The organism is Parvularcula oceani, from assembly GCF_000733125.1.
Classification (GTDB): Bacteria; Pseudomonadota; Alphaproteobacteria; order Caulobacterales; family Parvularculaceae; genus Parvularcula; species Parvularcula oceani.
In genome coordinates, this window is the sequence record NZ_JPHU01000003.1 from 122787 (window position 1) to 147530 (window position 24744).

At 68.0% G+C, this 24744-nt stretch carries 24 protein-coding genes; 4 read left to right on the plus strand and 20 right to left on the minus strand.

The window, feature by feature from the left end:
- Positions 1–25: 25 nt before the first annotated feature.
- The gene (locus IE88_RS0104805) at positions 26–541 is read right to left on the minus strand and encodes a YceD family protein (protein WP_031550949.1); all 516 of its coding nucleotides are present in this window, start codon (positions 539–541) and stop codon (positions 26–28) included.
- Positions 528–1112 carry a ubiquinol-cytochrome C chaperone family protein gene (locus IE88_RS0104810; RefSeq protein ID WP_051881517.1) on the minus strand — a complete coding sequence of 195 codons (585 nt, stop codon included), beginning with the start codon at positions 1110–1112 and terminating at the stop codon, positions 528–530. The genes IE88_RS0104805 and IE88_RS0104810 overlap by 14 nt, the downstream gene beginning before the upstream one ends.
- A 118-nt stretch (positions 1113–1230) precedes the next feature.
- On the opposite strand from IE88_RS0104810, the gene IE88_RS0104815 reads away from it, so the two are divergent.
- Complete coding sequence (locus IE88_RS0104815) at positions 1231–1680, plus strand: outer membrane protein assembly factor BamE (RefSeq protein WP_036766615.1); 450 nt, start codon at positions 1231–1233, stop codon at positions 1678–1680.
- 131 nt (positions 1681–1811) lie between these two features.
- Here IE88_RS0104815 and IE88_RS0104820 read toward each other — a convergent pair whose 3' ends face one another.
- From IE88_RS0104820 to rpmF, 8 genes are all read right to left on the minus strand, one after another.
- Positions 1812–2258 carry a DUF2852 domain-containing protein gene (locus tag IE88_RS0104820; RefSeq protein WP_051881519.1) on the minus strand — a complete coding sequence of 149 codons (447 nt, stop codon included), beginning with the start codon at positions 2256–2258 and terminating at the stop codon, positions 1812–1814.
- A 109-nt stretch (positions 2259–2367) separates the two neighbouring features.
- Entirely contained in the window at positions 2368–2811 is a 444-nt protein-coding gene (locus IE88_RS0104825; RefSeq protein ID WP_031550961.1) for a type II toxin-antitoxin system RatA family toxin, read from the minus strand.
- A gap of 7 nt (positions 2812–2818) precedes the next feature.
- Positions 2819–3763 carry a lipoyl synthase gene (gene lipA, locus IE88_RS0104830; RefSeq protein WP_031550964.1) on the minus strand — a complete coding sequence of 315 codons (945 nt, stop codon included), beginning with the start codon at positions 3761–3763 and terminating at the stop codon, positions 2819–2821.
- Positions 3764–3806: 43 nt separating this feature from the next.
- On the minus strand, positions 3807–4109 hold the full coding sequence (locus IE88_RS0104835) for a GNAT family N-acetyltransferase (RefSeq protein WP_051881520.1): 303 nt from the start codon (positions 4107–4109) through the stop codon (positions 3807–3809).
- A complete protein-coding gene (locus IE88_RS0104840) occupies positions 4072–4443 on the minus strand; it encodes an FtsB family cell division protein (RefSeq protein WP_031550971.1) in 372 nt (123 codons plus the stop codon). The genes IE88_RS0104835 and IE88_RS0104840 overlap by 38 nt, the downstream gene beginning before the upstream one ends.
- A gap of 128 nt (positions 4444–4571) precedes the next feature.
- Entirely contained in the window at positions 4572–5858 is a 1287-nt protein-coding gene (eno, locus tag IE88_RS0104845; protein WP_031550976.1) for a phosphopyruvate hydratase, read from the minus strand.
- Positions 5859–5922: 64 nt separating this feature from the next.
- A complete protein-coding gene (locus IE88_RS0104850; RefSeq protein ID WP_031550978.1) occupies positions 5923–6684 on the minus strand; it encodes a hypothetical protein in 762 nt (253 codons plus the stop codon).
- A gap of 116 nt (positions 6685–6800) precedes the next feature.
- Positions 6801–6983, minus strand: coding sequence for a 50S ribosomal protein L32 (gene rpmF, locus IE88_RS0104855; RefSeq protein WP_031550981.1), 183 nt, complete (start codon positions 6981–6983; stop codon positions 6801–6803).
- Positions 6984–7182: 199 nt separating this feature from the next.
- Between rpmF and IE88_RS0104860 the strand changes: the two genes are divergently transcribed.
- A complete protein-coding gene (locus IE88_RS0104860; protein WP_031550983.1) occupies positions 7183–7479 on the plus strand; it encodes a hypothetical protein in 297 nt (98 codons plus the stop codon).
- 4 nt (positions 7480–7483) lie between these two features.
- On the opposite strand, the gene IE88_RS0104865 is transcribed toward IE88_RS0104860, so the two are convergent.
- From IE88_RS0104865 to kdsA, 5 genes are all read right to left on the minus strand, one after another.
- Positions 7484–9130, minus strand: a complete 1647-nt coding sequence (locus tag IE88_RS0104865) for a CTP synthase (protein WP_031550985.1) — start codon at positions 9128–9130, stop codon at positions 7484–7486.
- Positions 9131–9207: 77 nt separating this feature from the next.
- On the minus strand, positions 9208–11229 hold the full coding sequence (locus IE88_RS0104870) for an Hsp70 family protein (protein WP_031550988.1): 2022 nt from the start codon (positions 11227–11229) through the stop codon (positions 9208–9210).
- The gene (locus IE88_RS0104875; RefSeq protein ID WP_031550991.1) at positions 11229–12008 is read right to left on the minus strand and encodes a hypothetical protein; all 780 of its coding nucleotides are present in this window, start codon (positions 12006–12008) and stop codon (positions 11229–11231) included. The genes IE88_RS0104870 and IE88_RS0104875 overlap by 1 nt, the downstream gene beginning before the upstream one ends.
- A 78-nt stretch (positions 12009–12086) precedes the next feature.
- Positions 12087–14363, minus strand: coding sequence for a DNA topoisomerase IV subunit A (parC, locus tag IE88_RS0104880; RefSeq protein WP_051881521.1), 2277 nt, complete (start codon positions 14361–14363; stop codon positions 12087–12089).
- Positions 14364–14482: 119 nt separating this feature from the next.
- Positions 14483–15355, minus strand: coding sequence for a 3-deoxy-8-phosphooctulonate synthase (gene kdsA / locus IE88_RS0104885; protein ID WP_031550997.1), 873 nt, complete (start codon positions 15353–15355; stop codon positions 14483–14485).
- A gap of 83 nt (positions 15356–15438) precedes the next feature.
- On the opposite strand from kdsA, the gene IE88_RS0104890 reads away from it, so the two are divergent.
- Positions 15439–16407, plus strand: coding sequence for a KpsF/GutQ family sugar-phosphate isomerase (locus IE88_RS0104890; protein ID WP_031551001.1), 969 nt, complete (start codon positions 15439–15441; stop codon positions 16405–16407).
- 45 nt (positions 16408–16452) lie between these two features.
- Positions 16453–17895, plus strand: coding sequence for a cryptochrome/photolyase family protein (locus tag IE88_RS0104895; RefSeq protein WP_031551004.1), 1443 nt, complete (start codon positions 16453–16455; stop codon positions 17893–17895).
- A gap of 31 nt (positions 17896–17926) precedes the next feature.
- Here the strand turns inward: IE88_RS0104895 and IE88_RS0104900 are convergent, their stop codons facing one another.
- The 5 genes from IE88_RS0104900 to IE88_RS0104920 all read right to left on the minus strand — a co-directional run bounded on the left by IE88_RS0104900 (position 17927) and on the right by IE88_RS0104920 (position 24728).
- Positions 17927–20107 (minus strand): TonB-dependent receptor, encoded by a 2181-nt coding sequence (locus tag IE88_RS0104900; RefSeq protein ID WP_051881522.1) that lies wholly within the window; start codon positions 20105–20107, stop codon positions 17927–17929.
- 59 nt (positions 20108–20166) lie between these two features.
- The gene (locus IE88_RS0104905; RefSeq protein ID WP_031551010.1) at positions 20167–20460 is read right to left on the minus strand and encodes a hypothetical protein; all 294 of its coding nucleotides are present in this window, start codon (positions 20458–20460) and stop codon (positions 20167–20169) included.
- An 83-nt stretch (positions 20461–20543) separates the two neighbouring features.
- A protein-coding gene (gene prfB, locus IE88_RS0104910; RefSeq protein ID WP_156032378.1) for a peptide chain release factor 2 occupies positions 20544–21663 on the minus strand; the annotation gives its coding sequence in 2 pieces (ribosomal slippage) (positions 20544–21593 and positions 21595–21663; 1119 coding nt in all).
- Positions 21664–21751: 88 nt separating this feature from the next.
- Positions 21752–22117, minus strand: coding sequence for a response regulator (locus IE88_RS0104915; RefSeq protein ID WP_036766616.1), 366 nt, complete (start codon positions 22115–22117; stop codon positions 21752–21754).
- Position 22118: 1 nt separating this feature from the next.
- On the minus strand, positions 22119–24728 hold the full coding sequence (locus IE88_RS0104920) for a penicillin-binding protein 1A (protein ID WP_081871444.1): 2610 nt from the start codon (positions 24726–24728) through the stop codon (positions 22119–22121).
- Positions 24729–24744 lie beyond the last annotated feature (16 nt).

Consider the following 24744-nt stretch of genomic DNA (forward strand, 5'->3'; position numbering starts at 1 on the left):
GGGGACTGGTTCCCGATGTGGGACCTCAGCTTCCCTTCTGCATCGTCTTGAGCACGTCGAAGGGCGTGATCCTGGCGCCCGCTCCCGGATCCTCGACCGGCTCGGCATCGGGGCGCCGGGGATGCGGGTCGATGGCGAGCACCAGCTGTTCGAGCAGCACGCTGCCGAGGTCCAGGCGGCCATCCTCCATCGGCTCGGGCGCATCGAGATCGGCCTCGAACTCGCCTTCGGTCCTTTCCTCCTCGCGATCCGTGAAGGTGGCGAGGAAGGTCTCGTCGATCTCCTCGTCCATCTCCTCGAGCGAGGCGACGCATTGGCGGACGAGTCTCGCGCGGACGCGGCCCTCGACTTCGATCACACCGCCGCGGCGGGCCGCCAGGGCCTCGCCGGACAGAGCCTCTATCCCCGGAATGCTCCACGCCTTGGCCAGCGCCTGCCGGTCCTCATCGGACATGGTCAGCGAGACGGTGACGGGGTCGCCGGGCACGATCCTGTCGGCGGTGACGAGATGGCTGAAGCTTGGAAGGTCAGGCTGGGTCATGACGAAGCTCCTGAGGAATGTCGGCGGGATCGGGGAAGGCGACGCGCCCCGCGGTCAGCGTCGCCGCGGGCTGCCCGGCGAGCGCCGTGTCCGCGGCGCGGGCATAGGCGGCGAGCCGCGCGGCCTCCGGCGCATCCTCCTGCCCGTAGATATTGCGGCCGAGCGCGCTTCGTAGCGCCGCGTCGCCGTCTTTTTCGAAAGCGGTCTCATAGGCGCCGAGACGGCCATAGAAGGCCTCTGCCAGCTCGCGCACCTTCTTGCCGACCTTGAGGTCGCCGACGCCCATCTCGCGAAGCGAGTCGTCCATATTGCGGAACATGACGTAGAAGAGCTGCTGGGAGAAGCCCCGCCGCCCCTCGCCTTCGCGCTTCAGCCGCCGCAGGACGAGGACCATGTGCAAGGTGAGGAGGTCGTAGCGGCCATCGACCGTGTCCGGGACGCCGTATTCCTCATAGAGCACCGGCGAGCGCGCCTGCTCCACGATTTCCGTATAGAGGTCAACCGCGGCGACCTGGCGCGGGTCGTGACCGAAGGCCCGGCGCGCAATGCTCTTTAAGAATCCGAAAACCATTCGCCTGGTGAACGCCCTACTCTTGCCAGTTCGGCAGCGTCATGCCACCGAAGCACTCTAGCCGATATGGCGCCGCTCCCCCCCGATTGAAAAGGGGCGCGCCACAGGAGAAGCGGGAATGCGTGTTCTGAGTGCTGGGCTGATGGTCCTTCTGGCCGCAGGCTGTGTCTCCACACGGGCCCGGCACGGCTATGTCATTGAGCGGGGCGAAAGCGCGCTCGAGGCGCAGGTCGGGGTCGATACGCGCGAATCCGTTCTCGCCCGCTATGGCGAGCCTTCGGTCCGCCCGGCTCTCTCCGATGATGTCTGGTATTACATCACCTCGGCCACCAATTCCCGCGCCTTCTACAACACCGAGACGACGCAGCGTCAGGTCGTGGCCTTCGCCTTCGATGACGACGGGCAGGTGACCGGCGTGGAGACCTATGATCTGTCCGATGGGCGGTCGGTGGACCTCGTCGATCGCGAGACGCCGACCCGCGGCAAGGAGCTCAGCTTCCTCGAGCAACTCATCGGCGGCGTCGGCCAGCTTCCCGGCCCGCAGGACGAAGCCGGCCCCCAGCAGTAAAGCGGATATCGCGGCCCGAACGGCGGCGCATCCCCGGATGCGCCGGAGCCGGCGAACGCGGGGGCAACGCGTCGCCGGCTCTCTTGCCGTCCGGGCCTAGTGGGCAGGGGCCCGGCGGAAAGCGCTTTGGATCAGGCTTGGGTGTCGTCGCTCTGACCGCGGCGCTTGTTCTGGAACGTCTCGAACTCGTCGCGGTCGCGGGCGCGGCGCAGTTCCTGGACATATTCGTCGAATTCGCGGCGGGCTTCGTCGAGCTTGCGGCGCTCTTCGTCGAGGCGCTTCAGCTCGTTGTCACGCCACTCGTCGAAGGCGGCATTGCCGGTCGTCCGGTCCGAGGACCATTTGACACCGTCCATCGCGCGGGAGGCGGATTTCTTGGCCCGGCCCCAGTTGGACAGGTCGATGCCCATCTCGCGGCCATAGCTCATATAGACGATCATCGCGAGGCCGAGCGGCCACAGGCCGACGACGAACATGAACACCATCAGCGCGATGTTCAGCGGCGTCCAGGCAGGTCTGAGTTGGCGCGAAAACTCCTGCTCGTCGAAGACTTTCGCTTTGGCTTTTGCGTCGGACATTTGGGCTCCTCCGGGGCTGGAACGAGAGCGCCGAGGGCGGCGCCGTTCTCAAGAGGTGGCCACCTCCCTGTCCGTTTCAAGAGGTTTCTTCCCGATAATCGATAAAAAATCAGCCGTAGCGGCGCCGCGCCTCGGCCTCGAATGCGCCGACGAGGCGCATGAACCCCTTTTCCATCAACTGGTTGGCCGCCATCTGCATCAGCCTGTTCCGAAACGAGAAGGTGATGGTGAAGTCGACCACGCATCCCCCTTCGGCAGGCTCGAAGCGCCAGTCATTGGTCAGGCTCTTCAGGGGTCCGCGAATATAGTTCACGCCGATCGTTTTCGCGTCGCGGTCCAGCGTGACTTCCGAGCGGAAGCTCTCGCGGAACATCTTGTAGCCGACGCTCATATCGGCCGTCAGCGTGCCCTGCCCGTCCTCGACGTCGCTTCGCAGCACGCGCAGCGCCTCGACCCAGGGAATGAAGCGCGGATAGCTCTCCACATCCGCGACCAGGTCGAACATCTGCTCGGGGCTATAGGGCAGCGCCCGCCGCTCGTGATGCTGACGCATGACCGCCTCAGCCGCGGGCGAGCCGCGCCGCCTTGAGCCGGGCGAAGTCCTCGCCCGCATGGTGCGAGGACCGCGTCAGGGGGCTTGCCGAGACCATCAGGAAGCCCTTGGCCCGGGCCACCGCCTCATAGGACTTGAATTCCTCGGGCGTGACATAGCGCTCGACAGCCGCATGCTTGCGGGTCGGCTGGAGATATTGGCCGATGGTCAGGAAATCGATTCCGGCCGAACGCATGTCGTCCATGACCTGCATGACCTCCTCGCGCGTCTCGCCGAGGCCGACCATGATGCCGGACTTGGTGAAGGCGTCCGGGTCGCGGTCCTTCACCCGCTCCAGAAGGCGCAGGGAGTGGTAATAGCGCGCGCCGGGGCGGATCTTGAGATAGAGCCGCGGCACGGTTTCGAGATTGTGGTTGAAGACATCCGGCCGCGCGTCGATCACGCTCTGCACCGCCGCTTCGGGCTTGCGCAGGAAGTCCGGCGTCAGGATCTCGACCGTGGTTCCCGGAGAGGCCTCGCGGATCGCCTCGATCACCTCGACGAAATGCTGCGCGCCGCCATCGTCGAGATCGTCGCGGTCGACCGAGGTGATGACGACGTGGTTGAGGCCCATCTCGGCCACCGCTCGGGCCACCTTTTGCGGCTCTTCTGGGTCGAGCGCGCCGGGCATGCCCGTGCGCACATTGCAGAAGGCGCAGGCCCGGGTGCAGGTGTCGCCCAGGATCATCATCGTCGCGTGCTTCTTGTCCCAGCACTCGCCGATATTCGGGCAGGCCGCCTCTTCGCAGACCGTGACCAGCCCCTTGGAGCGGACGATCTCGCGCGTTTCGCCATAGCCCTTGGTGACCGGCGCCTTGACCCTTATCCATTCGGGCTTGCGCAGGACGGGGCTGTCGGGGCGGCGCTGCTTCTCGGGGTGCCGGGCAGCCTTGGCGTCGATGAGGGTGACCATGGCCGTCAGATAGAGGCTCGGGGCCTGCCTGTCACCTGCCCGCTCACGCGGTCAGAACGTCGCGCCATTGCGGGTGCTTGGCCATCTTGTCCTCGACGAAGGGACAGGCGGGCACGATCTTGAGGTCCCGTTCCTTCGCCAGCGCGTAGAGGCGCTCGACCAGCGCCGTTCCCACGCCCATTCCGCCCATCGAAGGCGGCACGCCCGTATGATCGGCGATCAGGCGGCCGCCGGGACGCAGGCGATAGGTCAGCTCGGCCTCGCCCATCTCGCCGCGAGCGACGATCCGGCCGGCCTCGCTTCGCTCCTCAATGCTGTAGTTCAGCGTAGCGGGATCCAGGCCCATGTTCCGCCTCCAGTCCGGCCAGGCGATCGACGTCGCCCATGCGGACCATGTACTCTTCGGCGGAGACGAGGCCCAGCCTCGCGCGCACACGCTCCTCGAGAAGGTCGCGGTCGAGCGAGGCGACGAGCAGGCGGTCGGCCCTGTCGGAAAGGCGCGCGGTGCGAAGCTTCGCGGCTTCGAGCGCCTGCGTCTCGACGGCGACCTGCTCTCGCAGGAGCGCGGCGGCGCGGCGCCCCTCCTCGCCGTTCTGCGTCACCAGCAGGTTGTAGGCGATGCCTACCACGCAGGCCGCCGGCAGAACGATCTGTGTCAGGAACGCCGTGATCTTGTTCATGTCCGCCTCACTCAACGGAGGTGCTTGTGCGCCCTCCGTGGTTAGTGAGTCGTGAATCGAACACTTCAGTTTTGCACAAAGCAGCGCCACGCGCTGCTCAGTACAAGAAAGACTTTGTTAAGCCTGTATCAAGACGAGACAGACTGGCGCAGCGCCCGCTGGCCGGCATAGCGCGCCGACGGCCCGAGCTGCTCCTCGATGCGCAGGAGCTGGTTGTATTTCGCCGTCCGGTCGGACCGCGCGAGGCTGCCGGTCTTGATCTGGCCGCAGCGCGTGGCGACGGCGAGATCGGCGATCGTGGTGTCTTCGGTTTCGCCCGAGCGGTGGGACATGACGGCGGTGAAGCCCGCGCGGTGCGCCGCCTCCACGGCCTCGAAGGTTTCCGTCAGTGTGCCGATCTGGTTCACCTTGACGAGGATCGAATTGCCCGCGCCCTCCGCGATGCCGCGGCGCAGGCGCTTTTCATTGGTCACGAAGAGGTCGTCGCCGACGAGCTGGCATTTGGCGCCGAGCCGCTCGGTCAGCGTCTTCCAGCCCTCCCAGTCATCCTCGGCCATGCCGTCTTCGATCGACACGATCGGATAGCGCGCGGCGAAGTCGGCGAGGTAGTCGGCCATGCCGCCCGCATCGAGCGTCTTGCCCTCGCCGGCCAGCTTGTACTGCCCGTTCTCGAAGAATTCGGTGGAGGCGACGTCGAGCGCCAGCGCGATGTCCTCGCCCAGCGTATAGCCCGCCTTCTCGACCGATCTCGCGACGAAGGAGAGCGCCTCGTCGGTCGAGGCGAGGTTCGGCGCGAAGCCGCCCTCATCGCCGACATTGGTGTCGTGGCCGGCCGCCGACAGCTCCTTCTTCAGCGTGTGGAAGACCTCCGCCCCCATGCGCAGCGCATCGGCGAAGCTGTCCGCGCCGAGCGGCATGATCATGAATTCCTGGATGTCGATCGGATTGTCCGCATGCGCACCGCCATTGACGATGTTCATCATCGGGACGGGCAGGAGCGCGGCGGAGGGGCCGCCGAGATAGCGGTAGAGCGGCTGGCCCGTGCTGTCCGCCGCCGCCTTGGCGATGGCGAGCGAGGCGCCGAGGATCGCATTGGCGCCGAGACGGCCCTTGTTCCCGGTCCCGTCGAGGTCGCAGAGCATGTCGTCGAGGAAGATCTGCTCTTCCGCATCGACGCCGACCAGCGCCTGCGCGATCTCGGTGTTCACCGCGTCGACGGCGCCGCGCACGCCCTTCCCGCCATAGCGTTCGCCGCCGTCGCGGCGCTCATGCGCCTCGTGAACGCCGGTCGATGCGCCCGAGGGCACGGCGGCGCGGCCGAAGGCGCCGTCTTCGAGAGTGATGTCCACCTCGACCGTCGGATTGCCGCGGCTGTCGAGGATCTCGCGGGCGAGAACGTCGGTGATGGCAGTCATGGAAGCCTCCGGAAGCGCTTGTCTCGGACCGCCTATAGGCTGGCCCGCCGCGCTCCGCAAAGGGTCAGCGGATCTGCGGGCGCGCCCGGCTGTCCTGCCTCCGAACGCTCGGCAGGCTGTCCGAAGGTTCCGGACGCGGAGCCGGGCGGCCGCGCGTCACCGAACGGGGGGATGGCCGCGGCGACGGGCGGGCCGCAGGCGCGTCATTGCCGCGCCTCACGCTCGCGCCGATGGCATCGCCAAGCGACGGTGCGGCGCCGGGGGCGGGCGCAGCCGCGGGCTCGGCCGTTCGCTGCCCCTCCCGCGCATCGCCAGCGGCACCGCCGATGACGACATTGCGCAGGCTGTCGGCCACGCTCGGCCCTCTGTCCCGGTCCGGGCGGTGGCAGTAAGGGGAGGCGTAGCGTCCGCGGCAGTCGCGCGGATCGCGATGGCCATACCCATAGCCGTAGCCATAGCGCCGCCCATAGCCATAGCCGTAAGGGTCGTAGCTGTAGCGGCGCCCGTGCCAGCCGGGCCGCCAACCGGCATAGGGCGACCAGAAGCCGTAGCGGCCATAAAAGGTCGTGTCGGCGCTGCGCCAGGCGGCCGCGGCCTGCGCCTCCCGCGAGACGCGCGCGAAGCACTGCTCCACCTGCCGGCTGCAAACGCGCTGGCAGACCTGGCGATCCTCGGCATCGGATTCGGCCCGGCAGGATTCGTAGCAGGCGCCGACCTGGCGGTCGCAGGCGTCATAGGCCATGGCATAGCGGTCCGGCATCGTGGTGCAGGCGCCGAGGCCGAGCAGGACCAGAAGCCCCAGACCCGCTGTTTTCCATCCGGTCATTCACGCCTCCCGCGCAGGCGCCGGACACGAAAAAAGCCCGGCATCAGGCCAGTTAAGCCTGAACCGGGCGGATCCGTAAACAGAGCGGGCATGAAGACCCGCCAATGTCGACGCGATCAGTCGTCCTGCGGCGCGAGCACCTGGCGGCCGTTATAGGTGCCGGACTTCAGGTCGACGTGGTGGTTGCGGCGCAGATTGCCGGACTGCTTGTCCTCGACATAGGACGCAGCGTCCAGGCGGTCATGGGCACGGCGCATGCCGCGCTTGGACTTGGTGACCTTACTCTTGGGGACTGCCATCGGGGCCTCGTACAGGCTGGAATGTTCACAGGAACGGAGCCGATACAGGAGGCGGCGGGCCGCCGCAAGACCCAAGGCGCGCATGCGGCAAGGCACGGGATTTGCTGGTTAACGCGAAGCGTCCAATACCGCGCCTCCCCTTCGCCGGGCCGTAAGCCTGACGCGCTAGGAAGAGCGGGTCATCCAGGAGGGCCTTTTCTTGCGCCGCACCTATCCGTTCTATCTCGGCCTCGCCTGCGGCCTCCTTCTGACGGCCGCGGCCGCGCATGCCGAGCCTCTGCCCGACACCGCCCTCGCCAGCCTCGCCTGGCCGGCTCTCTCCGCGCAGGAGCGCGCGCTGGTCGAGGTCGTCGCGGCGGAAGCCTATGAGCGGCAGGAGCAGCGCTGGGCGAGGCGCTATGATGCCCTCCCCGAGCCGCAGAAGGTCGCCCTTCGCGGCCATGCCATGCGGCGCCTGGGCTATGACGCCGAGGCGGCCCGCCGCGGCTGGATCTGAAAGATCAGACGAGGCGGGAGCGTTTGAGCGCCGCCTCGATGAAGCTCGCGAAGAGCGGGTGCGGCTCGAAGGGCCGGGACTTGTATTCGGGGTGGAACTGGACGGCGAGGAACCAGGGATGGCCCTCGATCTCCATGATCTCCGGCAGGCGCCCGTCCGGCGAGCGGCCCGAAAAGCGAAGGCCCTTCTCCTTGAGCGCCTCTTCGAGGCTCATCTGGACCTCGTAGCGGTGCCTGTGGCGCTCCTCGATCCGGTCCTTGCCGTAGATTTCGTGCGCCAGCGACCCTTCGGACAGCACCGCCTCATAGGCCCCCAGGCGCATGGTGCCGCCGAGATCGGTCTCTTCGGTCCGCCTCTCCGTCCCCGCCTCCGAGGCCCATTCCGTCATCAGGCCGACCACCGGCTCTCCGCCGGGACCGAATTCGGAGCTCGTCGCGGTCTCGGCGCCCAGGAGAGAGCGCGCCGCCTCGACGATGGCCATCTGCATGCCGAAGCAGATCCCGAAATAGGGCACGCCGTTCTGCCGCGCGAAGCGGGCCGCACGGATCTTGCCTTCGGACCCTCGCTCGCCGAACCCGCCGGGCACGAGGATGCCGTGCGCATCGGCGAGACGCTGCTTGGCGATCTCCTCGTTCTCGAACACGCCCGCGTCGATCCACTCGATGCAGACCTTGACGTTGTTGGCGATGCCGCCATGCGCCAGCGCTTCGATCAGCGACTTGTAGGCGTCCTTGAGGACCGTGTACTTGCCGACCACCGCGATGGTGACCTCGCCGTCGGGCTGGGTCACCCGGCGGACGACCTCCCGCCAGCGCGACAGGTCGGGGCTCGGCGCATCCTCGATCCCGAAGGCGGCGAGCACCTCCGCGTCGAAGCCTTCGGAATGATAGGCGAGCGGCACCTCGTAGATGGTGCGCGCATTCATCGCCTGAACGACCGCGCTGGGGCGGACATTGCAGAACAGCGCCACCTTGCGCCGTTCGGATGAGGGAATCGGCCGGTCGGCGCGGATCAGCAGGATGTCGGGCTGGATGCCGATCGAGCGCAGCTCCTTGACCGAGTGCTGCGTCGGCTTGGTCTTCATCTCGCCCGCCACCTCGATATAGGGCATCAGGGTCAGGTGGACGAAGACGGCATGGCCGCGCGGGAGCTCGTTGCCGAGCTGGCGGATCGCCTCGAAGAAGGGCAGGCCCTCGATGTCGCCGACCGTGCCGCCGATCTCGCAGAGGCAGAAATCGACAGGCTCGCCCTTTTCGTCGAGCGCGGGCGACAGGACGAAGTTCTTGATGGCGTCCGTGACGTGGGGAATCACCTGGACGGTGGCGCCCAGATAGTCGCCGCGGCGCTCCTTCTCGATGATCTCGGAATAGATCTGCCCGGTGGTGACATTGTCGCCCTCGGTCGCCGAGACGCCGGTGAAGCGCTCATAATGGCCAAGGTCGAGATCGGTCTCCGCGCCGTCATCGGTCACGAAGACCTCGCCGTGCTGATACGGGCTCATCGTGCCCGGATCGACATTGAGATAGGGATCGAGCTTGCGCAGGCGCACCGAATAGCCGCGCGCTTGCAGAAGCGCGCCCAGCGCCGCCGATGCGACCCCTTTGCCGAGCGATGAGACCACGCCGCCGGTGATGAAGATATACCGCGTCATGGGTGTCCCCTGTAGGCCCGGTTCGCCCTCATCGGCAACCCGCAGCGTAACCCGCAGGCTCTTCCGAGGCGACCCGTTCAGCGTGCGTTGCCGTCTTCGCCGTGCAGCAGCACCCGCGCCCGCTTCGTCTGCTGCGTGACGGAGGCTGCGACGGCCGCCTCGATCTGGTCGAGAATGCTGCGACGCGCCTTCTCGACGGACTGGCCGAGCTGTTTTTCCACACGGGCGCGCACCCGCGCGTCGAAGAGCTGTTCGCGCCCAGGCAGCCTGTCGGGCAGGCGGCGGGCGAAGGCGGGCACGTCGATGCGCGCGATCCAGGCGCGCAGGGGCTTGCCGCCCACCGCCACGGCGGCCGCGAGCGCGCCGGTCGTGATCGGCACGAAGCCGAAATGCGCGTCGATGGCGATGGTAACGGCGAAAGCGAGCGTCAGGAGGGCTGCCTGGATCACCGCCTCGAAGGGCAGGTCGAGGCTGGACGCGGAAAAGCGGAAGACCGCCGGGTCGATGGCCTGACCGAGGTTGAGCTGGATGTCGCGCGAGACGTCGAAGGCCGCGTGCAGCTTGTCGAGCTCCCGGTCGAGCTCGTGCTTCACCTCCTCGCGCCACCAGGCATTGATCTCGCGGACGAAGAAATCGGTCCCCTCCTCCGAAGCCAGCCACTCCGCCGTGCGCGTTTCGATCTCCGCCCGCACGTCGCGGCCCGTGCGGAAGGCGCCATCCTTCCAGAGCTGAAGCACCGGCTCGACGAAGCGGTCGAAGATGACGCCGGCGAGCGCGGTCGCGAGGCGGTCCTTCAGCGGCTCGAAATTCTCGGACGCGAGCTCGGGCAGGCGCTCCTTCATCAGCTTGCGCGCGGCGACGGCGAAGCGCTCGACGCTTTCCTGCCTGCGGCTCCAGCGGCTCAGGCCGCGGCTGACCATGTGCGAGGGTTCGGGATCGCGCAGCACCGGCGTGTCCCCGGGGCCGTGCGCGAAGACGCGCTGCGCGATCTCTTCGGTGAAGGGCATGCGCGATGCGCCCCCCGCGAGGAGCACGCGGCCATAGGCGCTGCCCCGCCGCGCGATCGCCTCGCGCAGCGCGGTCAGCGCCGCCTCGTAGATCTCCTCCCACGACATGCCCTGAAGCGCCGCCGGGTCGAGCGAGAGTTCCGGCGAGGGATTGAGCGGACGGTCATAGGGCGCGCGGCGCAGCGTCGCGAACTCCTCGCCCGTGATGTCGATGGTCAGGCTCTGGCGCTGCCCGCCGGCGAAGAAGGTCTGGAGCGGCGCGCCGCTGATCGGCTCCTCGTCGTCATGCGGCGCGTCGATGAAGAACTGCTCCTTGGTGCGCCGCGCGTAATAGAGCCAGAGGTCGCGGTAATGCGGGTTCAGCTCGAGGAAGCCTCGCGCATCGGACCTGTCCGCGAGGGCCGCATCGAGCACGCGCCGGTCGAAGAAGCTCGCGCCGAGATCGAGGCCCGCATCGAAGAGCGGCGAGGCCTTCTGCTCGGGCGCGATCAGCGACATGTCGAGCGTCGAGGAGCCGACATCGATGACGAGGATGTTCTCGCGCCGCGCCTCCAGCGTCAGCGGGGAGTTGGGGTTCTCGATCGCCTGAAGCAGCGCCGCGCGCGATTCGGGCACGACCGAGACTTCGGCCTTGGCCATGTCGGTTCCGGCCAGCGCCTCGCGCAGGATCTCGGCATAGGCGCGGGCATCCTCCTCGGCCGACCAGCTCGACGGGCAGCCGACGGCGATGGAGCAGCCCGCCCAGCCCTCCGGCGGCGCGGGGTCGAAGGCGGCCTCCTCCAGCATGGTGCGGAAGAAGTCCTGGAGGTCGGCCGTCGCGGCGCCCAGATTCTTGGGCCGCGTCTTGAAGGCCGCTTTCAGCGCGGCATTGCCCTGCGCCTGCGCTTTCGAGACCTCGCGGATCGCCCGGCCGCCGACGACCAGCACCTCCTTGCCCTCGCGCTTGATACGGGCGAGCGCCGTCGGCTGGATCGACTGCCCCTGCACTTCGAGATTGGCGGGCGCGGCGAAGCGTTCGGTCTCCCGTCCGCTGGCGAGCGCGATGGCCGTGTCGGCATGGCCGAGATCGAAGCCCAGGTGGTGATTGGCCATCAGGATGCCCGCCCTTTTACCTTCACGCCGAAGACCGTCCGGTCCGGCTTGTCCTCGTGCACCAGCGCCGGGCGCAGGACGAGCGGCGCGGTCACGCTCGGATCGAGCATGACTTCGAAGAGCTCGTCCTTGCCGTCATAGACCGGCCGGTAGCCCATGCGCCGCGCCAGCCGCTCGGCGTTCTCCGCCAGCTCCCGCGCACCCGCATCCTCGGCATCCCGGCCGACGCTGAGCGCGTCCTGCAGAAGGCCGAGGATATCCTCGTCCGCGCCGAGCGGGCGCTCGGCCTGCGGCGAAGGCAGTCTGCGCGGCTCGACCATGGCCTGAAGCGCCCTGTCGGCGGCCGAGGCGACGGCTTCGAGCTTGGCCTCGGTGTGGTCGGCCTTGGGCGCGGGCAGCTTGATCTGGCGCACGCCGCTGCCGCCGAAGGGCATGACGAGCGCGGCCAGCGCCGCGATCCCCGACAGCGCGGCGAGAAGCAGGCTCGTCTCCGCCATGAGCGGCGCGGTCGCCGCCAGCAAAAGCCCCGCCGACACGCTGGTGATCCGCATCGGCCAGGACACGCTGGCCGGCGGAAGAGGCGGCCGCGCGGCCGTTTCCGCGCCGAGGGTCAGCGCGCGTTCGGCGATCTGGAAAAGCTCGTGCAGCCGCTCCGCCGCATACTGGTTCTCCCGCGCCTCCGCCGCCTCGAACAGGACGGCGAGGCGGCGTCCCGCATCGCTGTCTTCCGAAGCGATCTCGGGGTGGGTGTGCAGGACGTCTTCGAGCGGCGTGCGCATGGGCGGGATATCCGAGGCGAAGCTTCCGATATGCGGTGCGTCGGCAGAAACGGCTACCCCGCCCGCAAGCTTCGTGCCTCAGCCGCCGAAGCGGCCAGAGCGCGGGAAGCCCTTGGGCACGAGCTTGCCGACCTGCCCGCGCTTGCCGACCCAGGCCTTCCATTGCGCCTCGGATTGCTGGCGGCCTGCCCGGTCGACCCAGGTCAGGCCCTCCTTGGCGGTGAAGACCTTGGCATCGGCGAGCCCGCCATCGCCGACCTTCTGGAGCTGCACGCCCTTGCCGCGCGTCATCACCGGCAGCTCGTCGGCGGGGAAGACGAGGAGCTTCCGGTTCGCGCCCAGCGCCGCGACATAGTCCGCGCGCGTCGGCAGCTTGTCGAGGATCCGGCAGACCTGCGCCTCCGCGCCCTCGGCGACATTCAGGACCTGCTTGCCCTTGCGGTTCGATGCCACCGCATCCTCTTCGCGCACGATCAGGCCGTGGCCCGCGCTCGAGGCGAGCAGGATCATGCGGTCGCCCTTGTAGAGGAAGGCTGCGCTGAGGTCGTGCTCATTGCCAAGATCGATCGTCAGCCGGATCGGCTCGCCATGCCCCCTGCCGCCGGGCAGGTCGGCGACGCCCAGCGTGTAGAACTTGCCATTGGTGCCGAGCAGCATCAGACGGTCCGTGGTCTGCGCATGCAGCGCGAAGCGGCCCTTGTCGCCTTCCTTGTACTTGATGCCGGCGAAGTCCTCGACATGCCCCTTGAGGGCACGCGTCCAGCCCTTCTCGGAGATGACGACCGTGACCGGCTCGCGCTCGATCATGTCGACCTCGCCGAGGCCCTCCGCCTCGGGCGCGTCCTCGATGGCGGTCCGCCTGCGCCCAAGCGGCGTCGTCTGCGCGAAGCTCTTTCTGGTCTCGCGCAGCTGCTCGACGATCTTCTCCCACTGCGCCTCGTCGGACTTGAGAAGCGCGCGCAGCGCCTTCTGCTCGGCCTTGAGGTCCTTGTGCTCGCGCTTGAGCTCCATTTCCTCGAGCTTGCGCAAGCTGCGCAGGCGCATGTTCAGGATCGCCTCGGCCTGCACCTCGGTCAGATCGAAGGTCTTGATGAGCTCCGCCTTCGGATTGTCCTCGAAGCGGATGATCCGGATCACCTCGTCGAGGTTGAGGAAGGCGATCAGGAAGCCGTCCAGGATCTCGAGGCGCCGCGCGATCTTTTCGAGGCGGTGGTTCGTGCCCCGGACCAGCACCTCCTTGCGGTGGTCGGCGAAGGCCTGGAGCACTTCGCGCAGGCCCATGACGCGCGGCGTGCCGTCCGCGTCGAGCACGTTCATGTTGAGCGGCAGGCGGGTTTCGAGATCGGTCAGCTTAAAGACCGTCTCCATCACCACCGCCGCGTCGAGGCTGCCCGAGCGGGGTTCGAGGACGAGGCGGATGTCCTCCGCGCTCTCGTCGCGCACGTCCGTCAGGATGGGCAGCTTCTTCGAATTGATGAGCTCGGCGATCCGCTCGACCAGCTTCGATTTCTGCACCTGATAGGGCACTTCGGTGATGACGATCTGGTAGCGGCCGCGCCCGAGGGTCTCGGTTTCCCATTTCGCCCGCACGCGGAAGCCGCCCCGGCCCGTCGCATAGGCCTCGACCATCGCATCGAAGCTCTCGACGCAGACACCGCCGGTCGGCAGGTCCGGGCCTTTGACGTATTTGAGCAGCGTCTCGGTCTTGGCCGCCGGCGTCTTGATCAGGTGCACCATCGCATCGATCAGCTCGGAGACATTGTGCGGCGGGATCGCCGTCGCCATGCCGACCGCGATGCCGTTCGCGCCGTTCGCCAGGAGGTTCGGGAAGGCCGCGGGCAGGACGACGGGCTCATTGCCCTCTCCGTCATAGGTCTCGCGGAAATCGACCGTGTCCTCGTCGATCCCGGCGAGCAGGAGCTGCGCGGCGGCCGTCAGGCGGCTTTCCGTGTACCGCATGGCGGCGGCGTTGTCGCCGTCGACATTGCCGAAATTTCCCTGCCCATCGATCAGCGGCACACGGACGGAAAAGTCCTGCACCAGGCGGACCATGGCGTCGTAGATCGCCTGGTCGCCATGGGGGTGGAAATTGCCCATCACCTCGCCGACGACCTTGGCGGACTTCTTGTAGCCGCCCTCGGGCGTCAGGCGCATGTTCCGCATCGCGTAGAGGATGCGGCGATGAACCGGCTTCAGCCCGTCGCGCACATCGGGCAGCGCCCGCGCCGTGATGGTCGACAGCGCATAGGCGAGATAGCGCCGCGACAGAGCCTCCGAGATCGGCTCGTCGAAGATGTCCTCGGGCCGCTCGGGCCTGGGACGAGCGGGAGATTTCGTGGTGGGCTTGCGCGCCATCTATCGGCCTCGTTCGCGTCGGCGGGCCGGACCTTCGCGGTCCGGCGAAGTGTTCCGGGGGGCGCTCTCCCTAGCCCGGATCAGGCGGCGAAGGAACAGCGAGGGAACGGATTGGCGGCTCAGCTTTCGTCGAAGCCGTGAAGGCTCGGCCGCGCCTTGGCGATGCGGTCGAGCGTGACGAGCTCTTCGAGAAAGCCCTTGAGGAGCTTGAGCGGGATCATGTTCGGCCCGTCGGACGGCGCCTTGTCGGGGTCGGGATGGGTCTCGGCGAAGACGCCCGCCACGCCCACCGCCACGGCGGCGCGGGCGAGGGTCGGCACCATCTCGCGCTGGCCGCCCGAGCTTGCGCCCTGCCCGCCCGGCTGCTGCACCGAATGCGTGGCGTCGAAGATGACAGGCGCGCCCGTCTCCTGCGCCATGATGGGCACGCTGCGGAAATCGGTGACCAGCGTGTTGTAGCCGAAGCTGACGCCGCGCTCGGTGACCAGCACCCGGTCGTTCCCGGCGCCGCGCACCTTGTCGACCACGTTCTTCATGTCCCAGGGCGCGAGGAACTGGCCCTTCTTGATCTTGATGACCCGCTGGGTCTCGGCCGCCGCGATCAAAAGGTCCGTCTGGCGGCACAGGAAGGCCGGGATCTGTAGGACGTCCACCACTTCGGCCACGGGCGCGCATTGGTGCCGCTCGTGGATGTCGGTCAGGACGGGAACGCCCAGGCGCTCCTTCACCTCGGCGAAGACCGGCAGCGCCTCGGCCATGCCGATGCCGCGCGCGCCTTTCAGGCTCGTCCGGTTCGCCTTGTCGAAGCTCGTCTTGTAGACGAAGCCGATGCCGAGGCCGTCCGTGATCTCCTTGATCGCGGCCGAGACCTCCAGCGCATGCTCGCGGCTCTCCATGGCGCAGGGGCCGGCGAAGAGCGTGAACGGCGCATCGTTCGCGATCGTCAGATCGCCGGAAGGCGCTTCGAGGGTGACAGGCCGGCTCTTGGTCATGACGCAACTCCTCACGGACGCTTGAACCCTCGCGCCCCCGGCCGGTACATGGCGGCAGGGCCGAAAGGGAACAAGACTCTATGATGCGGGCGCTCGAAAAGGCCGCCGACGTGGTGGGATGCGAGGCGGAAGGCCTGCGCGTCCTCAAATCGGCGTTCGACGACGAAAACAGCGCGATGTCGCGCGCCTTCGTGGAAGCGATCGACGCGATCAGCCACACGCCCGGCCGCGTTGTCGTCACGGGCATGGGCAAGTCCGGCCATGTCGGGCGGAAGATCGCGGCGACCCTCGCCAGCACCGGCCAGCCCGCCTCCTATGTCCATCCGGGCGAGGCGAGCCACGGCGATCTCGGCATGATCGGGGAAAGCGACGTCGTCCTGGCGATCTCCAATTCCGGCGAAACGCCCGAACTCGGCGATATCCTCTCTTATTGCAGCCGCTTCGGCATTCCGCTCATCGGCATCACCTCCGCCCCCGATTCGAGCCTCGGGCGGGCGGCGGACGTCATCCTGCCCCTGCCGCCCGCGGGAGAGGCCTGTTCGGAGACCCATGCACCGACCACTTCGACGACCATGACCATGGTGGTGGGCGACGCGCTCGCCGTCGCGCTGCTGACGGCGCGGGGCTTCACCGGAGACGATTTCCGCACCTTCCATCCCGGCGGCAAGCTGGGCGCGACGCTGCGCCGGGTCTCCGACCTCATGCATGACGGCCGGGAGCTGCCGCTCGTCCCGCTGGGCACTCCCGTGCCGGAGGCGGTGCGAAGGCTGACCGAGGGCGGCTTCGGCTGCATCGGGGTGATCGAGGGCGAGCGCCTGGTCGGCATCATCACTGATGGCGACATCCGCCGCCATCTGGGCGACGATCTCAGCCGCGTCGCGGTCGAGCGGGTGATGACGCGGAACCCCAAGACCGTGAGGCCGGACACGCTCGCCGCCGAGGCGCTCGGCGTCCTCTCGCGCACCAGGATCACCGCCCTCTTCGTCGTCGAGGACGAGCGGCCGGTCGGCCTGCTGCACGTGCATGACTGCCTGCAGCTCGGCGTGATGTAGGCGAACGCGCCGCGCGCCCTACCCTCCCCCGCCGGGAGGATGATCATGACGGAGAAGACGGCGCCCGCCCTCGTCTGGCTGCGGGCGGATCTGCGATTTGCCGACAATCCGGCCTTGCGCGCCGCCGCCGATAGCGGGCGGCCCGTGGCCTGCCTCTACGTGCTCGACGACGAGACGCCGGGCGAGTGGGCGATGGGGGCCGCGCAGCGCTGGTGGCTGCACCATTCGCTCGAAGCCTTCGGCGAGGATATCGGCAAGTTCGGCGGCGCCCTGATCCTGCGCCGCGGCGATGCCCGGGCCGTGGTGCCGGGGGTGGCCGAGGCGCTGGGGGCGGACACCGTCTACTGGAACCGACGCTATATCGGCTGGCAGGCGGAGACGGATGCCGATATCCGCCACACCCTCGAAGACCAGGATGTCGCGGTCGAGAGCTTCAAGGGCACGCTGCTCTTCGAGCCCGGCGAGATCCGCACCAAGAGCGACACGCTCTACAAGGTCTTCGGCCCCTTCTGGAAGCAGCTCCGCGGGAAGGAGATCCGCGACACGCTGCCCAAGGTGACCAAGCTCGAAGCGCCGCATCGGCTGCCGGATACGGACGATCTATCCGGCTGGAATCTGCTGCCGACGAAGCCGAACTGGGCGAAAGGTTTCGGCCCCGTCTGGACGCCGGGCGAGCGCGGGGCGCGGGAGCGCTGGCGGGACTGGCGGCGCAGCGACGCCGCCGATTACGCCGATACCCGCAATCGTCCCGCTGGCGACACCACCTCGCGGCAGTCACCGGCGCTGCATTTCGGCGAGATCAGCCCGGTCGAGATGTGGTACGACATCGAGACCGATGTCGAAGAGGGCCGGTTGAGCGAGGACGCTGCCGAGCGCTGGCTCTTCGAACTCGGCTGGCGGGAATTCCACTACCAGCTCCTCTGCGACCAGCCGCAGATGTTCGATCGCCCGCTCGATGACCGCTTCAGCGATTTCGAGTGGGAAGAGGACGAGAAAGCCTTCCGCGCCTGGACCAGGGGCCGGACAGGCTATCCGATCGTGGACGCCGGCATGCGCCAGCTCTGGCAGACCGGCTGGATGCACAACCGCTTGCGGATGATCACGGGCAGCTTCCTGATCAAGGACCTGCTGATCGACTGGCGCCGCGGCATGAAGTGGTTCTGGGACTGCCTCGTCGACGCCGACCCCGCCAACAACACGGCGCAATGGCAGTGGGTCGCGGGATGCGGCGCGGACGCCTCGCCCTTCTTCCGCATCTTCAACCCCGTCGGCCAATCCGAACGCTTCGACAAGCAGGGCGACTTCATCAGAGCATGGGTGCCGGAACTCGCGGAGCTTCCCGCAAAGCACATCCACGCCCCCTGGAAGGCGCCGGAGGACGTCCTGGAGAAAGCCGGCGTCGCGCTCGGTAAGACCTATCCCCGCCCCATCGTCGATCACGCCGAGCGGCGCGAAGAGGCGCTGGCCCGCTACAAGGCGACGCGGTGAGGGAGCGGCCGGGGCCGCCCCCTCGCCGCGCTCAGAAGGCGTAGCCGAGCGAGACGCGGAAGTTCCGGCCCGGCAGGGGCACCTCGTCCTTGAGGAAGGAGGTATGCGTGCGCGCCTCCTCGTCATTGGCGTTGAGGAGGGCGGCGCGGAGCATGAGCTGGTCGGTCAGCGCGTATGATGCATAAAGATTGATCATCGCATAGCTGTCGGTCGGCAGCTCGAAATCCGTCACGTCGTCCTGCTCGCCCGCATATTCGACCTCCGCGCGGAGGTTGAGGCCGTAGCCGTCCGCCTCGATGCCGCCCGTCAGCCCGAGCGGCGGAATGCGGGGCAGGTCCTCCTCCTCGCCCTCGGCCACGCCGGTCAGTTCCGCATCGACATAGTCGAGCACGCCATCGGCGGTGAGGACGAAGCCGCCCGCCTCCGCGAACTCGTATTCGCCATAGAGCTCGAAGCCCGCGAAACGCGCATCGGCGCCGGTGAACTGGAAGACCGGCAGCTCGCCGAATTCCTCCAGCTCCTCGGGGTCGTCCACCCCGCGCATGGCCAGAAGCTCGTCGGCGAAGAGGCCCGTCTCCCGTTCGTATACGTAGTCGTCGTAATCCGTGTAGAACAGGTTCAGGGTCAGATAGCCCCGGTCGCCATGCAGATGCGCCAGCGCCTCGATCCCGTTCGCCGTCTCGATGCCGAGCGTCTGGTCGCCGAGTTCATAGGCGTCGGTGGCGAGGTGCGGGCCGTCCGAGAACAGCTCTTCGCTGGTCGGCGGACGCTTGGTGTGCAGCAGGGTCGCTGCGAGGGTCAGCGTGTCGGCCACGTCATAGCCGGCGCCGAGCGATGCCGAGAGCCCGTCGAAATCGAGGGTCCGGCCATCCGTGCTGCGCTCGTGCTCGGTCGTCTCGAAGCGCAGCGCTCCTTCGAGATGCAGGGGGCCGTCCCGCCATTCCTGGAAGGTATAGAGGCCCCATTGCTCGGTCTTCGTCGGCGGCACGAAGGCCTCCTCGCCGATGGCCGCGAAGTCGCGCTTGCGCAGCTGGAGGCCGCTTGCGCCGCGCCAGCCGTCGCGCTCGATCTGCGTCACCTCCAGCCGCGTCTCATAGCCCTCGTTCGAAAAGACGGTGCCTGGCTCCCCCGGCCCTTCGAATTCGGTGTGGGTATAGTCGGCATAGCCCGCGAAGAGGCGGATCGCCTCGACGAAACGCTCCGGCTCATAGGCGGCGTTGAGGTCGTAGCGGGTCTGGCCGAGGTCGATGAAGACGCCCCCTTCCTCGGCGTGCTCTTCCTCGTGCTCTTCTTCTCCATGCTCCTCTTCGAGTTCGAGGTGCTCCTCATGCGCATGTCCGGCCGGAACGCCGTAGCGCGTGTTCGTGTCCTGGATCGACACGGCGAGGAAACCGCGCTCGCCGATGAAGGAAAGACCGCCAGTGGCCGAGGCGCTGTTCGTGAAGCTGTTCTCCAGCGCGCCCGGTTCTTCCTCGTCGTGGTCGAGGTCCTCTTCCTCGGCCTCTTCGAGCGCCCGCAGCGCTTCTGACTCGGCGAAGCCGGGAATCTCGTAGTCTTCGGCATCGCGCCAGGTGCCGGCGGCATGGAGGACGACGTCGACGCCCCCGATGCGGCCCGCAAGGCCCGTGACCCCGCCTGCGACCTCCGCGCCGTCATCGACCGTGCTGCCCTGCACGCGAAGGGCGCCCTCTATGCCGGTCTCGGGCGCCTCGGTCGGCAGCCGCCCGTCGATGACGTTGACCACGCCGCCGGCAGCCGAGCTGCCATAGCGGAGAAGCCCCGTGCCCCGGATCACCTCGATCCGCTCGGCCGTCGCCGGCTCGACCGCCACGGCATGGTCGGGGCTGGCCGACGAGGCGTCGATCGAGCCGATGCCGTTGGTGAGGATCCGGACCCGGTCGCCGCCGAGGCCCCGGATGATGGGGCGCGATGCGCCCGCGCCGAAGAAGGTGGTCGAGACGCCGGGCTCCTGGCGCAGGGTCTCGCCGATCGTGCTGGCCGATTGCCGCGCCAGCTCTTCGCCGGACAGGACAGAGGCCCCGGCAAGGAGCTCGTCCTGCGTGCGGTCGAGCGGCGATCCGGTCACGACGATCACGTCATCGGCGGCCCGCTGCTGCGGCGGCGCCTCCTGAGCGTGAGCAGGAAGAAGGGCGGACACCGCGCAGGACGCGGCGAGGGCTGCGCAGGCGCGCGCATGCGGAGAATGGGACATGGTTCGTTCGCTTTCTGAATGGGGATGCCGCCGCGCCAGGGCAGCGGCCGGAAACCGGTTCAGAAAGCGAGTGGCGGCGCCCGTCCTGGCGGCGTGACGGTGACCGTCGGGACGACCGCGGCCCGCGCTTCGAAGGCGCGGACGGCCGGCGCCGGCATTGGCAGGATCAGGACCGGCCCGTCCGGCGGCGGCGCGGCCGCATCGTCGTGAGAGGAATGCGCGGCGAGCGCGCAGGGCATGCCGCCATGCTCATGAGCCTCGGAGCCATAGACGACGCCATGCGCCGCCGCCGCGCTCTGAAGGAGCGCCGCGGCGAGCAGAACCGCCAGCAGGAGGAAGGCTCTTGGCTGCAAGGCTATCGTCTCGAAGAGGCTCGCGCGGACACTAGGTCAACGCTGCCGCAATGAAAAGCCGGGGGCGGGAAGCGCGGGCGTTCTCAGCCCGACGCCTCCTCCTTGCCGCCGACCCGCTGGGCCAGCGCCGCCGCCATGAAGGCGTCGATGTCGCCGTCGAGGACATTGTCCGGGCTTGGGCTTTCCACGCCCGTGCGCAGGTCCCTCACCATCTGATAGGGCTGCAGGACATAGGAGCGGATCTGGTGGCCCCAGCCGATATCGGTCTTGCTGGCCGCCTCGGCATTGGCCTCTTCCTCGCGCCGCTGAAGCTCCTGCTCGTAGAGGCGCGCCTTCAGCATGTTCCAGGCGGTGGCCCGGTTCTTGTGCTGGGACCGCTCGGACTGGCACTGCACGACGATACCGGTGGGTTCGTGCGTGATGCGCACGGCGCTGTCGGTCGTGTTGACGTGCTGCCCGCCGGCGCCCGACGCCCGGAAGGTGTCGACGCGGCAGTCGCTCTCATTGACCTCGATCTCGATCTCGTCGTCCACGACCGGATAGACCCAGACGCTGGCGAAGCTCGTATGGCGCTTGGCCGCCGAGTCGAAGGGGCTGATCCGCACGAGGCGGTGCACGCCGCTTTCGGTCTTCAGCCAGCCATAGGCGTTCTCGCCCTTGACCAGGATGGTGGCCGACTTGATGCCTGCCTCTTCTCCATCGGTCTGGTCGGTGACGTCCACCTTGTAGCCGTGCTGCTGCGCCCAGCGCACATACATGCGCAAGAGCATGCCGGCCCAGTCATTGGACTCGGTGCCGCCCGCGCCGGCATTGACCTGGAGATAAGTATCGTTGGCGTCCGCCTCGCCCGAAAGCAGCGCTTCGAGTTCGGCCGTTCCCGCGCGCTTGCGCAGGGTGACGAGGCTCGCCTGCATCTCGTCGAGCGCGGCCTCGTCATCCTCGGCCTCGGCCATCTCGGCGAGTTCGAGAAGGTCGGACAGCTCGGTCTCGATGCCGGTCAGCGCGCCGATCGCGTTGTCGAGGCGCGTGCGCTCGCGCATCAGCTTCTGCGCATTGTCGGGATCGTCCCAGAGGGCCGGATCCTCGGCGAGTTCGTTCAGTTCGGAAAGGCGGGCATTGGCGACGTCCCAGTCAAAGACGCCTCCTCAGCAGGGACAGCGATTGCCTCACCTGCTCGGCTTCGTGGTTGATCTCTGCGCGCACGGAACGCTCCGTTTCTTGTGGGAAGAACGGGATAACCAAGCCGGCGCATGCCCGCAAGACGGATCGCGGCAGAGCCGGCCGGGACCGGCTAGAAACCGAGCCCGTCGAGAACCGCCTTGAGGTCGTTTCCGCTATAGGGCTTGGTCAGGACCGGGACGCCGAGGCGGGCCAGAGCCGCATCGGCGCTGTCATACCCGCTCGTGACGACGACGCTGTCTCCGTTCCGCGCGAGCTGCTCGACGAGCGGCAGGCTGCTGATCCCGTCGAGGTTCAGGTCGCAGAGGACGAGGTCGAAGGTGCCGCCCTCGATGAGGCCGCTCGCCTCGCGAAAGTTTCCCGCCGCGCTGACGGTGCCGAAACCGAGCTGGCGCAGGCGCTCCTCGGTATCGAGGGCGATCAGCATGTCGTCCTCGACGACGAGAACGCTGGCATCCTGGCGCAGGGCCCGCTTCATCTCAGTAGATCCCTCCGAGATCGTCGGTGATCCCCTCATCTCCCCGGCCGCGGTCGAGGATGCTGCCATCGGCCCTGAAGCGGTCATCGCCCGTGATGTCGTCGCCCGCCTTGAAGGCTTCGAGGATGACATTGCTGTCGCCGGGATTGGCGGGCAGGCCGGTGGTCGCGTTCACCCTGACGAGGCGGATGCCGGAGGGGGCGCGGAAGGGCACGACCGTTTCGCCCTGAAGGGCGAGGCGCATGAACTCGCCGAAGATCGGCGCCGCGACGATGCCGCCGCCCTCGCCCTCGCCCATGCTCTTGGGCGTGTCGAAGCCGACATAGACTCCCACGGCGAGGTCCGGGTGGAAGCCCACGAACCAGGCGTCGCGGTAATCGTCCGTCGTGCCTGTCTTGCCGGCCAGCGGCACGGAGCGGTCGACGAAATTGTTGATGCGCGCGCCCGTTCCGCGGTCGATCACCCCTTCGAGGATCGAGACCATCTGATAGGCCGTGCGGGGATCGATCACCTGCTGGCGCGGATCGGCGAGAACGGGCTCTGCCTGCCCGTCCCATTCCTCGGCATTGCATTCGAGGCAGGTGCGGCTGTCGCGGGCATAGATCGTATCGCCATAGCGGTCCTGGATGCGGTCGATCAGCACGGGTTCGATCTTCTTGCCGCCATTAACGAATTGCGCATAGGCCGTGGTCAGGCGCATCAGCGTCGTCTCTCCGGCCCCGAGCGAAATCGCCAGCTCGCGCGGCAGCTGCTCGGAGACGCCGAAGCGCTCGGCGAGGCGGATGATCGGACCGACGCCCAGATCCTGCGCGAGCCGCGCGGTCATCGTGTTCCGCGACTTCTCGATCCCGAGGCGCAGCGTGCTTTCGCCATAGAAGCGGTCGGCGATGTAGTTGCCGGGCTTCCACCACTCCCCGTTCAGGCCCGGCGCCACGAAGGGCGCGTCGAGCACGATGGAGGACGGCGTGTAGCCGTTCTCGAGCGCGGTCGCGTAGACGAAGGGCTTGAAGGTCGAACCCGGCTGGCGCCAGGCCTGGGTCGCCCGGTTGAACTCGGACAGGCCGAAGGAATAGCCGCCGACCATTGCGAGGACGCGGCCCGTATGCGGATCGATCGCGACCAGGCCGCCATCGACGGCGGGCACCTGGCGCAGGGCGAGCCGCAGCGCCTCGCCCTCGGCGCTCACCGGCTCGACATAGACGACGTCGCCCGAGCCGAGCACCTGGGTGAGGGCCGTCACCTCCTCGCCCGTCGAATTGGCGTCGACATAGCGCTTCGCCCAGCGCGCCTCCTCGAGCGGCAGCGTGCCGGTCGTGCCGTCGGGCAGGCCGATCAGGGCCGATTGCGCGCTGACTTTCAGGACCGCGCCGACCATCCACGGGGCGAGGTCGTCCGAAGCCTGCCGCGCATTGAAAAGGTCCTGCCGCGTCTCGTTCAGCCGCTCCTGCCAGACAAAGGCCGGCTCCTCGCTGCCCTCGCCTTCGGCGCGCGCTTGGAGGTTGGAGGGCAGCTCGATCTCGGCCAGCGGCCCCCGCCAGCCATGGCGGCGGTCATAATCCTCGAGCCCCTTGCGGAAGGCCTGCCGCGCCGCCGCCTGAAGCCGGGGATCGAGCGTGGTGCGGACCGAGAGGCCCTCATCGTACAGCGCCTCGACGCCGTACTGGTCCACGAGGCGCCGGCGGACTTCCTCCGCGTAATAGGCATTGGCATCGTCGACCGCGCCGAGCGGCGGCGAGATCTTGGCCCCGAGCGGCATGTCGGCATAGCGCTGCGCTTCGGCCTCGCTGAGATAGCCGTTCTCCGCCATCTGGCCGAGAATCCAGTTCCGGCGGCCGAGCGCGCGCTCCGTGCGGCGGATCGGGTGATAGTTCGAAGGCGCCTTGGGCAGGGTCGCGAGATAGGCCGCCTCATGCGGCTCGAGCTCGCCCAGCGGCTTGCCGAAATAGTTCAGCGCCGCGGCGGCCACGCCATAGCTGCGGTTTCCGAGATAGATCTCGTTGAGATAGAGCTCGAGGATCTGCTCCTTGGTGAAGGCGCGCTCCATGCGGCGGGCGATCACCGCCTCCTTGGCCTTCCGCTCGATCTTCCGGTCGGAGGTCAGGAGAAAGTTCTTCGCCACCTGCTGCGTGATGGTCGAGGCGCCGACCAGCCGCTCGCCCTTGATGAGGCGCGGCAGGTTGGATTTGACGAAAGCCAGCGGATCGACGCCGGAATGCTCGTAGAAGTTCTTGTCCTCGGCCGAGATGAAGGCCTGCTTGACCGTGTCCGGAATGCTCTCCGCCGGCACGAAGAGGCGCCGCTCCCGCGCGAATTCCGCCGCGAGGCTGCCATCGCCCGCATGGACCCGCGTGGTCACCGCAGGCTCGTAATCGGCGAGGACATCGTGCTCGGGCACGTCCAGCCCGGAGATATAGGTCCACGCATAGATGCCGACGGCCAAAGCCGCGACGATGCCGAGGACCGCGAGCCCGCCGAGAATCTTCAGCGCGAGGCGCAGCCGGCCCTTCGGCTTCCGCTCGGGCTCGGGATCCTTGTAGAGCCGCTCGTCCCGATCGACCGGCGCGGTGATGCCGAACCGGTGATCTTCCGGGTTGTAATCGTCTGCGCCCATTGGGCCCGCCCCTAAT